Origin of the sequence: Desulfosporosinus sp. I2, assembly GCF_000960765.1 — a bacterium.
In the GTDB taxonomy this organism is placed as follows: Bacteria; Bacillota; Desulfitobacteriia; order Desulfitobacteriales; family Desulfitobacteriaceae; genus Desulfosporosinus.
Window position 1 is genome coordinate 1 of the sequence record NZ_JYNH01000011.1, and the last position, 15,105, is coordinate 15,105.

14 protein-coding genes are annotated in these 15,105 nt (G+C 43.0%); 9 read left to right on the forward strand and 5 right to left on the reverse strand.

Going from position 1 to position 15,105, the window contains the following annotated elements:
* Positions 1–246: 246 nt before the first annotated feature.
* Together hypA and hypB are read left to right on the forward strand one after the other, a co-directional pair.
* Positions 247–585 carry a hydrogenase maturation nickel metallochaperone HypA gene (gene hypA, locus UF75_RS04820; RefSeq protein ID WP_045573473.1) on the forward strand — a complete coding sequence of 113 codons (339 nt, stop codon included), beginning with the start codon at positions 247–249 and terminating at the stop codon, positions 583–585.
* 1 nt (position 586) lies between these two features.
* Positions 587–1,264, forward strand: coding sequence for a hydrogenase nickel incorporation protein HypB (gene hypB, locus UF75_RS04825; RefSeq protein WP_045573474.1), 678 nt, complete (start codon positions 587–589; stop codon positions 1,262–1,264).
* Between the two features lie 212 nt (positions 1,265–1,476).
* On the opposite strand, the gene UF75_RS04830 is transcribed toward hypB, so the two are convergent.
* From UF75_RS04830 to UF75_RS04850, 5 genes are all read right to left on the reverse strand, one after another.
* Positions 1,477–1,971 (reverse strand): HyaD/HybD family hydrogenase maturation endopeptidase, encoded by a 495-nt coding sequence (locus tag UF75_RS04830; protein ID WP_045573475.1) that lies wholly within the window; start codon positions 1,969–1,971, stop codon positions 1,477–1,479.
* Positions 1,972–1,973: 2 nt separating this feature from the next.
* The gene (gene cybH, locus UF75_RS04835; protein WP_045573476.1) at positions 1,974–2,558 is read right to left on the reverse strand and encodes a Ni/Fe-hydrogenase, b-type cytochrome subunit; all 585 of its coding nucleotides are present in this window, start codon (positions 2,556–2,558) and stop codon (positions 1,974–1,976) included.
* A 16-nt stretch (positions 2,559–2,574) separates the two neighbouring features.
* On the reverse strand, positions 2,575–4,137 hold the full coding sequence (locus UF75_RS04840) for a nickel-dependent hydrogenase large subunit (RefSeq protein WP_045573477.1): 1,563 nt from the start codon (positions 4,135–4,137) through the stop codon (positions 2,575–2,577).
* Positions 4,138–5,220, reverse strand: coding sequence for a hydrogenase small subunit (locus tag UF75_RS04845; RefSeq protein WP_045573478.1), 1,083 nt, complete (start codon positions 5,218–5,220; stop codon positions 4,138–4,140).
* A 409-nt stretch (positions 5,221–5,629) separates the two neighbouring features.
* The gene (locus tag UF75_RS04850; RefSeq protein ID WP_045573479.1) at positions 5,630–7,849 is read right to left on the reverse strand and encodes a sigma-54-dependent Fis family transcriptional regulator; all 2,220 of its coding nucleotides are present in this window, start codon (positions 7,847–7,849) and stop codon (positions 5,630–5,632) included.
* Between the two features lie 218 nt (positions 7,850–8,067).
* Here UF75_RS04850 and hypF point away from each other — a divergent pair, with 218 nt between their 5' ends.
* The 7 genes from hypF (at position 8,068) to UF75_RS04885 (ending at position 15,068) form a co-directional block, all read left to right on the forward strand.
* On the forward strand, positions 8,068–10,365 hold the full coding sequence (gene hypF / locus UF75_RS04855) for a carbamoyltransferase HypF (protein ID WP_045573535.1): 2,298 nt from the start codon (positions 8,068–8,070) through the stop codon (positions 10,363–10,365).
* Complete coding sequence (locus UF75_RS04860) at positions 10,366–10,599, forward strand: HypC/HybG/HupF family hydrogenase formation chaperone (protein ID WP_045573480.1); 234 nt, start codon at positions 10,366–10,368, stop codon at positions 10,597–10,599. It begins immediately after the preceding gene.
* Positions 10,580–11,674, forward strand: coding sequence for a hydrogenase formation protein HypD (gene hypD / locus UF75_RS04865; protein WP_045573481.1), 1,095 nt, complete (start codon positions 10,580–10,582; stop codon positions 11,672–11,674). Before UF75_RS04860 ends, hypD begins: the two co-directional genes overlap by 20 nt.
* A 2-nt stretch (positions 11,675–11,676) precedes the next feature.
* Positions 11,677–12,669, forward strand: a complete 993-nt coding sequence (gene hypE / locus UF75_RS04870) for a hydrogenase expression/formation protein HypE (protein ID WP_045573482.1) — start codon at positions 11,677–11,679, stop codon at positions 12,667–12,669.
* A 20-nt stretch (positions 12,670–12,689) separates the two neighbouring features.
* Positions 12,690–13,100 carry a DUF3842 family protein gene (locus tag UF75_RS04875; protein ID WP_045573483.1) on the forward strand — a complete coding sequence of 137 codons (411 nt, stop codon included), beginning with the start codon at positions 12,690–12,692 and terminating at the stop codon, positions 13,098–13,100.
* 173 nt (positions 13,101–13,273) lie between these two features.
* Entirely contained in the window at positions 13,274–14,197 is a 924-nt protein-coding gene (gene cysK / locus UF75_RS04880) for a cysteine synthase A (protein ID WP_045573484.1), read from the forward strand.
* A 118-nt stretch (positions 14,198–14,315) separates the two neighbouring features.
* The gene (locus UF75_RS04885; RefSeq protein ID WP_045573485.1) at positions 14,316–15,068 is read left to right on the forward strand and encodes a YebC/PmpR family DNA-binding transcriptional regulator; all 753 of its coding nucleotides are present in this window, start codon (positions 14,316–14,318) and stop codon (positions 15,066–15,068) included.
* Positions 15,069–15,105: the final 37 nt, after the last annotated feature.

The following is a 15,105-nucleotide window of genomic DNA, read 5'->3' on the forward strand; positions in this document are numbered from 1 at the left end:
TTTATTTCAGTTGTTTTTTAAGACACATTATTATAGTATCCATCAAAAAAAACCTATACTCATTTATCGAAACACCAAATATTCCGTTATGAAAAGCTTATTCAAAGAATCGGTTTAGTCTTTTTGAGATTTGAGTAATAATGATAATTCTGAATAGAGTGCGGCATGTAAAGGATATCTACGCCTTTTGTCGAATTATTATAGTAAAATGGTAGAGATTTCAATGCTAATTTGAGGAGTGATATTTTGCATGAAATGTCTTTGATGGGAGGGGTATTTGATGTTATTGAACAGACCCTTACCCAGCATCAAATAAAACGTGTTTTGCAAGTAAAACTTAAAGTTGGGGAGTTGACTAATGCAGAACCTGAAGCCTTGAATATGGCGTTTGAAGCTTACAGCAAGGATACTGTATGTGAAGGAGCAGAGTTGATTGTGGAGCGCGTCCCAGTGCGGGGACGATGCCAGACTTGTCATGAAGAATTTGCTGTTGTAACTTGGTTGTTTGTTTGTCCTAAGTGTCATTCTGGGATAGATGTAATACAAGGTGAGGAACTATTACTTGAAAGTTTGGAGGTCGAGTAAAATGGAGTCAAACCGTCGTGAAATAGAAGTTATGGCTAATTTACTTAGTTCAAATGATATGCAAGCGGATGTGAATCGCGCTTATTTCAGAAAGAATAATTGTTTAGCTATCAACGTGATTGGCTCGCCAGGAGCTGGGAAAACGACGCTCTTAGAAAAGACGTTACCTATGTTAATGCTGAATAGGCAGGTGGGGGTTATTGAGGGGGATATTTTTACAAGTAAAGATGCAGATCGCATTGCCGCCTACAGGGTTCCGGTAATTCAGATTAATACTGGCGGCGGATGCCATCTGGACAGTAAAATGGTACATAAAGTATTGCCTGAATTTAGTGAGAAGGGAATAGACCTCTTAATTATTGAGAATGTTGGAAACCTTGTTTGTCCAGCCGATTTTGATTTAGGAGAGTCTTTTAAAGTTATTGTTTTGAGTATCGTGGAAGGAGATGATAAGCCGGCAAAATATCCTGTGATTTTTCGCAATGCTAAAGCAGTTGTTCTAAATAAGATGGATCTTGAGGCGCTGACAGATGTCAATATGGACAATATGAAAAGGGATATCCGGTCAATTAATCCGGATATTAAGATTTTCGAGGTCTCTTGCCGCAAGGGTGACGGGCTTGGAGAGTGGACTAATTGGTTGAATCAAGAGGTGGCTAATTATCAAGCTACTAAGTGAACCTCCCCCACCTACACTTCTTTAAGAACAAATACTCTTTTGGCCGAAGGATGGGGGCTGCTCTATTTCAGTGTCCTCCTAAAACTTGCGTTTTTGGCTGTGTTTTCACACAGCCCCTTCTCGCCGCACGTGGATATAAGGCATAAAAAACACACTGATTCTAGTACGTTGATGCGTGTACTAATCAGTGTGTTTTTATGTTATAAATTTGTTCAATTCATGGTTGAAGAAAATTTTCCGTCACGTTGAATGGAATCGACTTCTTTAAGAATGATTTCCACTAGACGAGGAAAGAGCGCTTCAATTTCAGGACTGATGTCCATCCCCCATTCTAAACTTTTGGGTTGGACACCAAAAATTAGGGTTTGTGGGGCTTGGCCTAATACCTTAGCCATAGCAAGAACCTCTATAATGCCTATTTGGTGAAATGAAACTTCATATTGTTCTGGTATGACTTGAAGATCTCCTGGTTGAAAGCGGAATAAAGCTCCAGGTTCTGCTTTAGCATTAATGGCATCGACAATGATCAGGTAGTCGACTTCTTGTATTAGATGAACGAGCTCAAGTCCAGCTGTGCCCCCTTCAAGGAGCTCAACGTTTTCAGGCAGAGCTGTTTTCTGTAGTTCGTCCAAAAAGCGAACTCCAAGACCTTCGTCGGACAAAAGGATGTTTCCTACCCCCATCACCATAATTTTAGGTGAATCCATTTTTACAGTCCCTTCTGATTTTTCATTTTGCCAAAGAACATAAATAAGAATTGTTCATAGGCAGCTGTAAAGACCAGATAAACATGAATGGCCACTACAACAATAAATAACCACATTACAATGTAGTGAAGTCCACGAACAGAAGCTAATCCGCCAAAATAGCCAGCTAGGCCTGCGAATTTAACGGGCCAATAAAGTATGGCTCCGGTAATAGCTTGAAAAACGGACATAATAGGTAAGGCAATATAAGCAATTTTCTGAAGAGGATTATATTTGCCCGTTTCTGGATGTTTTCCGATAAACAGATAGTATTTTGTTTGAGGCCAAATATTTTTGACGTCCTGTTTATTGAGTAGAATTTGGTCATAATCCTTATTTTTCCCAAAAAAGGAGAAATAGAAACGTATAACCCCATTGATAATTAGAAGATACATAAAGATAAAGTGTAGATTGCGGATAAGATTGATTGGCATTCCGGGTTGAGGGGAATGAATAGCCCAACCAGTCAGGCCTAACACTAGAAAATTAATTAAGTTAATCCAATGGCTTATACGTTGAAATAATGGGTGATCTAATGGGTGTACCATGTCCTTTCCTCCTTTTCTACCAGCCAATCCGGAATTTTTTTACGTCATTGGTTACTGGATCGATGAGGTGAATTGCACATGCAAGGCACGGATCATAGGAACGCACCACCCGTACAACGTTAACTGGATTTTCCAGATCGGGAACGGGTACGCCGATTAAGGCTTGTTCTAATGGACCAGGGACACCCTTGTCATCTCTTGGCGAGAAATTCCAGGTCGTTGGGACAACCATTTGATAGTTTTCAATTTTATGATCGGCGACTTTGATAAAGTGACCGAGTGAGCCACGAGGAACTTCAGTCATTCCTGAGCCTTGCCCAGTAACCGGAGCTTCCCAATGCTCAGTGTCATGGATACGGAAATCCTTGGATCCCATTTCTTTTTCTAAAGCATCTAACCAAGTGAACATATCTTTTGCGAGGAGAAGGGTTTCATAAGCTCGGGCAGCATGACGTGCCACAGCACCTGGTTTGATATTATACTTAGCGATGATATCCATAAGACCTTTTGGTTGCATGACAAGCATTCGCGCAAGTGGCCCGACCTCGATCGGTTTACCATCATAGCGAGGGGCTTTCACAAAGGTATAAGCACCCTTCTTTTCTGGATCAGGAACGGTATCCTCAGTATAAGGCGTTTTACCATTAGCACTAGCTTTATACCAAGAATATTGAACATCCTCTGTAATTTTCTTTTCATCGACCTGTAAGACATTGCTTAAATTGCCATCCATGATGACCCCTGCTTTAAAGAATAAATCTTTACTAGCATTGTCACGGGCGAATCCGCCATAAGAAAGATAGTTGGGACTACCTCCACCGACACCTGCCTGTGCTAAAGGTAGAAGTGGGCCAGTACCGAAGGTTAGCACATCTTGTAAATAAGTTTTCTCAATAAAATCAAGCTGCTCATAAAGCATCGAACGGAATTGCTCAATTACTTCGATGTTGGGGAGCATAGTAACGCCACCAACGACTATCGAAGATTGGTGAGGTTGTTTCCCGGCAAACAGTGCGGACATCTTCTTGGCTTTCGCTTGCATCTCCAAAGCTTTTAAGTAGTGGGCGACGGCCATAGTCACTAATTCCGGATCGTTGACGCTGAAGGCATCCGGCTTGTAACGAGGGGTTAGAGGAGCAGTATCTCCGGCAGTCACAAGTTTAACAATTTTGTCTTTAACAGCCAGAAGGCCAGGGTCTTTACCTTGATATTGGGCGACTGCCATGACATCTATATAATCTAGAGCACTGAGATGATAAAAATGTAGTGGATGGTCATGGAGATACATTGCCCCAACGATCAGGTTCCGGATAATCCGACCACCTGCTGGAACGTTTGCCCCAAAGGCTTCGTCTAAGGCTAATGAGGACGCCCAACCATGGGAACCAGCGCAAACTCCGCATACACGTTCAGTAACATACGTTGCATCACGAGGATCGCGTCCTCGGAGCATTGCTTCAATCCCCCTGTACATAGTCCCCATAACATGGGCATCAACAACTTTACCATTTTCGACTTCTACTTCAATCCTTAAGTGTCCTTCAATGCGTGTTAAAGGATCGATAACAACTTTCGCCATCTACATGTCCTCCTTATGATCCTTTTTGCTGAGTCGTCCACTTGCTGCTGTAGCAACTAAGTGTACACCTAGACCCACTGCTGCGGCGCCTCCCAGTACGGTTCCGACTGTATCTGCATTAACCTGACCAATACCTGGCAGCTTAAACATTTCTTGTTTGGAATATAATGGACTAAATCCATTGTAAAAGGTTTTTTCAGAACATCCGGAACAGGGAGATCCTGCATTAATACAGAAGTTGGCGTTGTCATTCCACCATACTTGTGCACAGTCAGTGTAAGTCTTGGGGCCTTTGCAGCCCTTTAAAATCAAGCAGTACTCTTTTTGAATAGGATCATTCCAATCTGTAAGGAATTCTCCATTTTCGAAGTGACCGCGTCTTGGACAGTTATCATGTAATAAGCTTCCGTAGAAAGCCACTGGGCGACCTTGCGAATCAAGCGGTGGAACCTTCTGATAGGTTAAGTAATAGAGAATTGTGCCAATTAAAGTAGTGGGTTTGACTGGACAACAGGGAAGATTAATAACGGGTGTTTTAATCCCTTCATTTCTGAGGAGTTCGGCAACTCCTATGGCACCAGATGCACAGGCCCCTGGAATTCCAGCACCCTCAGAGGCGCAACTTCCGATGGCAATGATTGCCTGAGCTTTTTGGGCTGCTTCAATCAGGATTTTGCGGAATGGTCTTCCTCCTATCACACAGAAATTGTCAAACTCTGCTTTGGATGGACAGGAACCCTCTACAACGAGAACGAATTTTTCTTTAAGTGTATCTTTATAAGCTTCCTCAGATTGAAGGCCGGATGCGGCCATAATGGTTTCGTGATAGCGAATCGAGAGCATATCCAGAATAAGTTCGGCGGGGGAAGGATTTAAGGTGGCTATGGCTGATTCTGTGCACCCCGTACAGTCCATACCTTCTAACCAGATAACCGGTGGTTTTTTTAATGCTTGCTCTACTGCATTGGCCGCTTGAGGGATAATAAGCTCGGGTAGGCCAAGTGCTGCTGTTGTTGCTGCAATTAATTTCATAAAGTCACGCCGAGAAACCCCTTTGACGTTGAGTAAATCGAAATTACCCATACTTTTCAAAACACCTCCTGAATTTTGTTGTCTCTTAGATTTTAAGGAATAGTTAAATATAATACCAAAGACTATTTAGGCTTGATTATATTATAGACTATTTTTTGAGAAATGGCTGAATAAAATATATAATTAAAATAATACTTATTCTAAGCTCCACCCCCAATCTTATTTGTAAGTATTTTCAGAATATTTAAACAAATATCTCAATTTCAAATTAAGATGCAAATTTCATGCCAACAAAAAAGGGGGCGAAAGCGCCCTTTGTGTCTAATAATTAGACGATTCAGTCTAATCTGCTTTACAATATAAATGCCCTAACACGCTTTATAAGCTCATCCTAGGCTAAAGTGTCTTTATATTATACATGTACAAAATTAAGACACTTGTACTTATATGTACAGGTAGTTTAATCGATTAAGCCATACTCTTTAAGTTTCAGGTAAAAGGTTGCTCTAGGTATCCCTAGAGAGTTGGCTGCGGCGGCACGGTTATTACCCGAAGTGAGCAAAGCTTGGGCTATCATTTTCCTTTCCAGATCCTGTACTGCAACTTTAAGTGATCGAATCTCCGAAACCGGGTAATTCTCAACTGCACGACTTAAAAATTGTGGTAAGTGATAGACTTGGATCACATTATCTTCAACTGTGTACAATAGTCGTTCAACCATATTTTGTAGTTCACGGACATTTCCAGGCCAATTATATTGAATCAGGCAATTTAAGGCTTCTTCCGAGAAGATCTTGGGTAATAGCTTTTTATTTTGAGTGATTTTATGTAAAAAATTGATAGCTAGCGGTGCAATATCCTCCTTACGTTTACTAAGCGAGTCAATATTGACACTAATTACATTTAAGCGATAATATAAGTCAGCTCGGAACTTTCCCTCTTTAACAAGCTGCTTGAGATCACGGTTAGTAGCAGCCATAATTCGGGCTTCCAATTTTATAGTTCGCGTGCCTCCTACCCGTTCAAACTCTCTTTCTTGTAGAACTCGCAGAAGTTTTGACTGGAGAGCCAAGGACATATCTCCCGTTTCATCTAAGAGAATTGTACCCCCTTCAGCAATCTCGAACTTACCGCGTTTGCCACCTTTTTTGGCTCCTGTAAAGGCTCCTTCCTCATATCCAAACAGTTCTGATTCCAGAAGGGTTTCCGGCAGAGCTGTGCAGTTAATTCCAATAAAAGGGTTGTTCCGCCGTTTGCTAAGAAAATGAGTAAAATGGGCAAAAACCTCTTTACCTACACCACTTTCACCAAGAATTAAAACGTTGGCATCATTGCGACTGGCTTGAACTGCCAAACGACGCAATTCTTGAGTACTTTTGCTCTCTCCGATCAAAAATTGCTCGTTCTCATTGTAGACCTTTTTGAATTCTAAACGTTCTTTATAGATTTCAAATTCGCCGCGGGATTGTTCCAACAAATGGGGCAAACACATATCTATTTCCGCTAAGCCTTGGTAGACTGCGATTGCTTTTTCCTGGCAAGTATTATAACCACAAGAGCCGCAGTTAAGCTCATCTTCAGGTGTGAATTTATTGGTAAAGCGCAGAATCTCCTTAATCTCAGTTGAAGTCGGTTCAGGCAAAGGATTATAGCGGTTTGTAAAGTGGCGATCTAAGTTAAAAGGAGGATATGTTCCTAAACTGTCCTTCTTCTTGCTTTGGGCATACTTTAAAATACAGTGTTTCCGGCTGTATAAGTCTAGAGGACTGTCCATTTCCGGTCCATCGATGCATCCTTTACACAAAAGTATATCGACAAAACGGAATTTTACGTTTCCGCTCTTAAGGCCACTAGTAAGGTTCTGTAAAAATAGTAAAGAGTCATCTTTTCCGTCTACGATGGCAATCTCTTCTTCACGAAAAAAAATCCCCTTTGGATCAAGGTTGCGTGCCAGACCACCACTAATAGGGAAAAGCGGTGGCAATGAACTTGAGCCGTCCTGCACAATCTTATAGGTTCGATCCTGTTTTTCATGGAAGCCTCGGGAATCAAACATTTTTTTTAATTCCTTAAAGGTGAGTACTGAATCAAGAAAACCAGTGCCAAAATCGATCATTTCTTGTTTTTTGGCAATACAGGGCCCTATAAAAACTATCTTAGATTGGGGATATTTCCAGGATGCGTATTTGGCCGCTGCTAAAACAGCAGAATCAACCGGGACTAGATAAGGCAAGAGCTCGGGAAATTGTCGCTCAATCATACCAACAATTGCCGGGCAAAATGAACTGATGGCCATTTCCGGATTCGTAGCCAAAAAATTCTGATAAGCTGGGATCGTTAATTCAATGCCGTGAGTAACCTCTAATACATCTGTAAAACCTAACTCATTCAGTGATTTGAAAAATTCTTGAGGTTCCAAATAGTAAAAGCTAGCGGGAAAAGAAGGTGCCAGTAAAGCCACAACTTTCTCTTTACCCAAAAATTTTTCTGTCTCTTCGACATAACTGACGATTTGTTTAGCATTTTGGGGACAGACCCGGACACAATTGCCACAACTGATACACCGTTCTTCAACGACTCTTGATTGACCTGCTTGTACTTTTATAGCTTTGACTGGACAATTTCGGACACAGGAATAGCAAGCCTTGCATTTATCTTCAATAGTACTAACAATTGACATTTATCATTCCTCCTAGGGCCCGCAAACCAATAAAGTCATGTCTAATTTTTGTACACTTTTCTTTAGCATAAAGGCAATATTCCTTATTTGTCAAGAAGATCCTATTTTTAGTGGAGAATGTCGCATCATGCCCTTGAAGAACATAGATCTAGGCGTGTACAATAGAGGGGTGAAACTGTAGAACTAATCTGGAAAGCTTGAAAGCTGGGCGTTTAATCATGAAAATACAAGCAAAAGCTATTTACTTTAATGGAATCGTTCAAGGGGTAGGCTTTCGACCGTTTGTTTTTAAACTTGCCGAAGAACTGCGGATTAAGGGGTGGGTCAATAACTCGAGCCATGGTGTAACAATTCATGCAGAAGGAAATAATCTTGACTTGTTTTATCAGCGTTTGCTTAAGGAAGCTCCCCCTTTAGCGCAAATTGTGTCTGCTCGATCCATTGAGATAGGGCTTGCTAATTATGAGGGGTTTGATATTGTTGAGAGTGAAGTGGAGGAAGAGGGGGATGTCTTAATCTCGCCGGATGTGGCAACGTGCGGAGATTGTCTTAAAGACATAGAGAATTCAGAGAACCGGTATTACCAATTCCCTTTCACCAATTGCACAAATTGTGGCCCTCGCTATACAATTATTCGTGACGTACCTTATGATCGAGCACAGACAACCATGTCTAAATTTCCAATGTGCAACTTGTGCGCAGAAGACTATAAAAACCCAAGGGATCGGCGTTTTCATGCTCAACCAGTAGCCTGTCAAACATGTGGACCGAAGCTTCAACTCAGTGATGCCCTTGGAAGACCACTTCCAGGTATAGGTGTAGATCAGCTTGCTGAAGGTGGAATTATTGCAGTAAAAGGGTTAGGGGGTTTCCATCTAGTTTGTGATGCTCGCAACGTGGGTGCCGTTCGTCGTTTGCGAGAACGAAAAGAACGGGGGTCCAAGCCTTTTGCGGTTATGGCTCGATCTGTTGCCAAGGCCTGTAGAGAGGTCGATATTTGTACTAAGGCAGAGAATTTGTTGCAAAGTTCAGCTGCCCCAATTGTTGTTCTGGAACGGAAACTTGCCTTAAAAGATGCCTTACCAGAGGATATTGCGCCGGGTATCCATACTTTAGGAATCATACTCCCATATACTCCTGTACATTATCGTTTATTTGAAGGACCGTACGATTTTTTGGTGATGACGAGTGCTAACCTAAGTGGACAGCCCCTTATTTATTCAAATGAGGAGGCTCTTGAAGCGTTACAGGGAATTGCTGACTATTTTCTTATGCACAATCGAGATATTTATCATCCCTGTGATGACTCGGTCATTCAAGTGATCGGAAATGAAACAGTCTTCTTTCGAAGAGCCCGCGGATACGTCCCACTACCAATTTTGATGCCCACTATTCATGTCAAGACCCCACTTCTTGGGGTAGGGGGAGAACTTAAAAATACATTTTGCCTTGCCTTCGGGCAGAGGGCTTTTATGAGTCAATATATTGGAGATATGCAAGGGTATGAGAATCTTCAGCGCTATTATCAAGAACTTAAATCCTTTCAAAGAGTCGTCAATATTACGCCGAGTGCAATCGCTTTTGATAAACATCCAAACTACCAACTGACAAGATTTGCCCTAGAACAACCTTGGCCTAAACATGCTGTTCAGCATCATCATGCTCATTTAGTCAGCGTGTTGGGGGAGTGGGATAGAACAGAAGCAACCCTAGGGGTTATCTGTGATGGAACTGGCTTCGGAGAGGATCGGTGCATCTGGGGATTTGAATTTTTGTATGGTAACTCTATAGGGTATGAACGCAAGGCCCATCTTGAGTACTTAGGGCTTCCTGGGGGAGATGCTGGTGCCAAACAGCCTTTGCGTATTGCTTATGCTTATCTTAAAACTCTTTTTGACGGTGAAGCGTGGGGGAAAACTGAGCCCCTTTGGTCAACCCTTTCTAGCCTTGAACGTCAGATCTTAGATCGTCAACTTGAGACAGGAGTTCAAGTCTTCCAAACCTCAAGCGCAGGAAGGCTCTTTGACGCAGTGAGCGCCTTACTGGGTGTGTGCACAAAGGTAACCTACGAAGGACAAGCTGCGATTGAACTGGAAAGCGTTGGGACAAGGTTCTTGCAGCAACAGCTTCTTGAAGACATAGTACGTAAGAGGGAAAGCCCACATTTTCTTTATTCTTATGAAGTAAGAGTAGAGAACGAGGTGCTTATTCTTGGCGTTAGGCCTCTCTTTGAAGAACTAGTTCGAGACGTTCTTCAGGGCGTGAGTCGGGGAGAGATAGCCTATCGTTTTCATTTAACGATTGCTGAGGCTATCGTGGATCTAGCCCTGCGATTAGGGGTAAGTGATGGCCACTTGGTTTTGAGTGGAGGAGTGTTCCAAAATAAACTCTTAACCGAAGCAGTTCTTCGAAATTGTCAAAGACAAGGAATTAAAGTCTTGCGTTCTCGGAGTCTCCCGCCTGGGGATGGAGGTTTAGCCTTCGGACAACTATTAATTGCGAATGAGGTGTTGTAAATGTGTTTAGCCATTCCTGCTAAAATTGTTACTATAGATGGATCAATGGCCAAAGTGGATATGATGGGAAATGAACGGATAGTGAGCATCGACTTGGTTCCAGAGGTTGTGATGGGCGAATACGTGTTAATTCATGCTGGATTTGCCATCAGCATCATTGATGACGAAAGTGCTAAAGAAACAGAAGAACTTTTATTGGAGGTGGCGAAGGCCTATGAAGAAGAAGGGCAGTAAGGAGTTAATGGATAAGGCGGATATCCTCCTCGCGGAGATTCGGACCTTAGCTCAGAGTCCATTCTCCATCATGGAAGTTTGTGGAACACATACCGTGGCTATCGCGAAAAATGCTCTCCGAGAGTTGTTACCTAAGACGATTCGTTTAATCTCTGGACCAGGTTGTCCAGTCTGTGTGACAGATAACAGTGATATTGACCGCTATCTATATTTGGCTGCCCAACCGAATGTAATGACCGTAACCTTTGGGGATATGATTCGAGTGCCGGGTACGAAAAAAAACTTGCAAGAGTTAAGGGCAGAAGGGGCAGATGTTCGAGTCGTCTATTCTACCCAAGATGCTTTAGCGTTAGCTCGTCAAAACCCGTCTAAAGAAGTTGTGTTTTTAGGGATTGGATTTGAAACTACGGTCCCAACTGTTGCAGTGAGTATAGAAATTGCCAAACGCGAGGGGTTAAGCAATTACAGTGTACTATCTATGCACAAAGTGGTTCCTCCTGTTTTAAAAATGTTGGCTGAGGATGATCAACTCGTTGTTGATGCTTTTCTTGACCCAGGACATGTTTGCTCAATTATTGGAACAGGGCCGATTGAGTTTATGGCTAAAGATTATGGCAAACCAGGTGTTGTGACAGGCTTTGAAGCACTGGATATTCTCGAGGGAATTGTTATGCTGCTTAGACAGCGTTCAGAGGGTCGTTCGGAAATTGAAATTCAGTATCAACGTGTTGCTAGAGCAGAAGGAAATCCTCATGCGAAGCAGTTCATTGAAAAGGTCTTTGAGCCGATCGATACGTTTTGGCGTGGCATGGGTTTAATCCCTCAAAGTGGCTTGGGTATAAGAGAGGATTACGGTGCATGGGATGCAGCTCGAAAGTTTGCACTGCCAGTTTTTCATTCCCAGGAAACTCCCGGTTGTCGTTGCGGGGAGGTCTTAAAAGGGTTAATTTACCCAACTGAATGTCCATTATTTGCCCGGCATTGTACACCAATGAAGCCTGTTGGACCTTGTATGGTGTCGACTGAAGGGTCTTGTGCTGCTTATCACAGATACTCGCAAAGGAGTGTGGATTAAGAATGGAACGCATTATGATGGCCCATGGCAGTGGTGGGCGGCTTAGTCATGAATTAATTCGTACTCTTTTTCAGAAATACTTAGGAAATCCTTACCTCGATCAAATGAATGATGCTACTTTATTGCCGGGTAGAGAGCAATTAGCAATCACAACAGATTCCTTCGTGGTTTCTCCCTTGTTCTTTCGGGGAGGAAATATTGGCAAGCTTGCAGTCTGTGGAACGGTCAATGACCTTGCCGTTAGTGGAGCATTCCCAAAGTTTTTAACGCTGGCCTTAATCCTTGAGGAAGGCTTACCCATGGATGAGCTGGAACGGATTATTGAAAGTGTTGCTAAGACAGCTTCTGAGGCGGGTGTCTCGATTGTTTGTGGGGACACAAAAGTTGTGGAACGAGGGAGTGCAGACAAAATTTTCATAAACACAACGGGGATTGGGTATATTACTGATCGTTTAGTAGGCCCCGAGCAAATTCGGCCAGGGGATCAGATCCTGATTACCGGAACGATAGGGGATCATGGGATTGCTATTTTATCTGAGCGAGAAGGGCTTGAATTTGAAACCCCGGTTGTCAGTGATTGTGCGCCTTTAAATGGACTTATCGACGCCTTTTATGGGCCGGGCGTTAAATGTATGCGGGACCCTACCCGTGGGGGCGTAGCGACAACACTCAATGAAATAGCTGGCCAGGCTGGCTTAAGTATGCTCTTGGTAGAGGAACAACTTCCACTTTCCCCGAGCGTAAAAGGAGCTTGTGAAATGTTAGGTCTTGAGCCCCTGTACTTAGCAAATGAAGGGAAAGTATTGGTGATCGTGGCTCCTGAAGCAATGGAGGAAGTTCTCCAAACCATGCGAACCCACCCACTAGGGCGCAATGCCAGACGGATCGGGGAAGTTCAAGAAGGAAAGTCTGGGCTTGTTCTTTTAAAAACTCCTCTCGGGGGAAAACGAATTGTTGGCATGCTTGAAGGTGAACACCTTCCCCGTATTTGTTAAGTAGAAATCAGGAGGGTATTATGCGGATAGCAGTCATTGATGGACAGGGTGGAGGCATTGGTAAACATATTGTTGAGCAGTTACGCAAAAAAATGCCTGAGTTGGATATTCTTGCTTTAGGAACTAATGCCCTTGCAACAGGTGCCATGGTTCGCGCTGGGGCCACCGAGGGAGCTTCCGGAGAAGCGGCAATTTGTTACAATGTCGAGCGAGTGGATATGATTGTGGGCTCGCTTGCAATTATGATGGTGCATGGATTATTAGGAGAGGTTACCGCGACAATAGCTACGGCGATTTCGGCAAGTAAAGCGGATAAAATTGTGCTGCCTATACAACGGGGAAATATTCTCCTAGTTGGGATTCAACGGACCCCATTACCCCATCAAATTGAGGCCTTAGTAACGGAAGTCGAGGAACGAGTCAAAGGGTAGATACGAAGAACGAAGCACGAAGCACGAAAGGACTAGTAATTGTTAGTGGTTAAAAAATCTGACTTTTGCGCTGTGCTTATATCTGATTTCCAGAAAAACACTTGTTTGACAAAGGGACGATGAATTGCTATTATTAAAACATACTAAATTGATATGAAATGGGGTATTTAATAATGCGAGTTGTCAATTCAATTACGGATTTAATAGGGCAGACTCCTTTGATCCGTTTACAACGGATAGTTAAGCCGGGAATGGCAAATGTTTATGTGAAAGTCGAATATTTTAACCCGGGCGGGAGCGTTAAAGACCGAATTGCCTGGGGGATGGTTCAGGATGCAGAAAAACGTGGAGTACTTCGTCCTGGAGGGACGATTATTGAACCGACAAGTGGAAATACGGGAATCGGTCTGGCCATGATTGCTGCTGCTCGCGGTTATCGGTTAATTGTGGTTATGCCAGATTCCTTAAGTATTGAACGGCGGATGCTTATGGCCGCCTATGGTGCCGAATTCGTACTGACGCCTGGGGCAGAGGGAATGAATGGGGCGATTGAAGAGGCTAAACGGTTACTTAGCGAGAATCCAAGTTACTTTATGCCTCAGCAATTTGAAAATCCTGCTAATCCTGAGGCTCATCGACTGAGTACTGCCTTAGAACTGCTTGATCAGATGCCAGGTTTGGATGCTTTTGTGGCAGGGATCGGTACTGGGGGAACAATTACAGGGGTAGGCGAAATTCTAAAGGCTCGCCTTCCAGAGGTGAAGATTATCGGAGTGGAACCGGCATCATCTCCGGTTATTTCCGGTGGAAAACCCGGTCCTCATAAAATTCAAGGAATTGGTGCAGGGTTTATTCCTGCAATTTTTAACAAAACTATTTTGGATCAACTTATTCAATTGAGCAATGAAGATGCTTTAGAGACCGCAAGGCGTTTGGCAAGAGAAGAAGGAATCTTAGTAGGTATTTCTTCCGGAGCAGCGGTTTGTGCAGCATTGCAGGTAGCGGAAACTTTAGGCGAGGGCAAAAATGTTGTCGTCTTAGCCCCGGATACAGGGGAACGTTATTTAAGTACAGAGCTGTTCACCCAACGAAGTTAACCAGCTTACTAGGTTTTTAGAGGATTAGATACAGCGGTTAAATTCGATATTTGCTTTACAAGGGAAATTGCCGTATGCTAAACTATTCGATAGTGACTAGCATAAGGAGGAGTTTGTCATGTCAGGACATTCAAAGTGGGCAAACATTAAGCATAAAAAAGGTAAGGCAGATGCCCAAAAAGGAAAAATGTTTACTAAACTTGGTCGGGAATTGGTAGTTGCCTCCCGAGCCAGTGGAGGAGACGTTAATGACTTTCGGTTAAAAATTGCCATAGAAAATGCTAAAGCTGCCAACGTACCTAATGAAAATATTCAAAGGGCAATTCTCAAAGGTTCTGGCGGTACTGATGGAACTGTTTATGAAGAATTGCGTTATGAAGGATATGGACCGGGCGGGGTTGCCGTGATGGTTGATATACTAACCGATAACCGAAATCGAACGGCGGGGGAAGTCCGCTATATTTTCTCTAAAAATGGTGGCAATATGGGTGAGACCGGATGCGTCGGTTGGATGTTTGAGGAGAAAGGTCAATTAAGGGTCCTACGTGAAGGGATAAAACTAAGTGACGATGATTTTATGATGTTGGCTTTAGAAGCTGGAGCTGACGATATCGAAATCGATGAAGATGGTTTTGTTGTTTTCACGACTCCAGAGACTATGGAGGAAGTACGACAGGCTCTTGTGGATCAAAAGATTGCTGTTGTAGAATCTGAGCTGAGCCCAATTGCCCAAAATACAATTGAAATCACGGATGTAGAGCAGGCGCGCAAGATTGTGCGTTTGATGGATAAACTGGAGGAGCATGACGATTCCCAAGGAGTGTATTCTAATTTTGAATTAACCGAAGCTTTGGCAGAGGAAGACTTGTAGACATGGCTAAGGCTTGGCGCCAGCCAAGTTTTCTTTA

Excerpts from the sequence above, each read along its gene's own strand:
- cysK (WP_045573484.1), top strand. The coding sequence starts at position 13,274 with ATGCGAGTTGTCAATTCAATTACGGATTTAATAGGGCAGACTCCTTTG.
- hypF (WP_045573535.1), top strand. The coding sequence starts at position 8,068 with ATGAAAATACAAGCAAAAGCTATTTACTTTAATGGAATCGTTCAAGGG.
- UF75_RS04885 (WP_045573485.1), top strand. The coding sequence starts at position 14,316 with ATGTCAGGACATTCAAAGTGGGCAAACATTAAGCATAAAAAAGGTAAG.
- cybH (WP_045573476.1), bottom strand. The coding sequence starts at position 2,558 with ATGGTACACCCATTAGATCACCCATTATTTCAACGTATAAGCCATTGG.
- hypE (WP_045573482.1), top strand. The coding sequence starts at position 11,677 with ATGGAACGCATTATGATGGCCCATGGCAGTGGTGGGCGGCTTAGTCAT.
- UF75_RS04830 (WP_045573475.1), bottom strand. The coding sequence starts at position 1,971 with ATGGATTCACCTAAAATTATGGTGATGGGGGTAGGAAACATCCTTTTG.
- UF75_RS04875 (WP_045573483.1), top strand. The coding sequence starts at position 12,690 with ATGCGGATAGCAGTCATTGATGGACAGGGTGGAGGCATTGGTAAACAT.
- hypD (WP_045573481.1), top strand. The coding sequence starts at position 10,580 with ATGAAGAAGAAGGGCAGTAAGGAGTTAATGGATAAGGCGGATATCCTC.
- UF75_RS04845 (WP_045573478.1), bottom strand. The coding sequence starts at position 5,220 with ATGGGTAATTTCGATTTACTCAACGTCAAAGGGGTTTCTCGGCGTGAC.
- UF75_RS04860 (WP_045573480.1), top strand. The coding sequence starts at position 10,366 with ATGTGTTTAGCCATTCCTGCTAAAATTGTTACTATAGATGGATCAATG.
- UF75_RS04840 (WP_045573477.1), bottom strand. The coding sequence starts at position 4,137 with ATGGCGAAAGTTGTTATCGATCCTTTAACACGCATTGAAGGACACTTA.
- UF75_RS04850 (WP_045573479.1), bottom strand. The coding sequence starts at position 7,849 with ATGTCAATTGTTAGTACTATTGAAGATAAATGCAAGGCTTGCTATTCC.
- hypB (WP_045573474.1), top strand. The coding sequence starts at position 587 with ATGGAGTCAAACCGTCGTGAAATAGAAGTTATGGCTAATTTACTTAGT.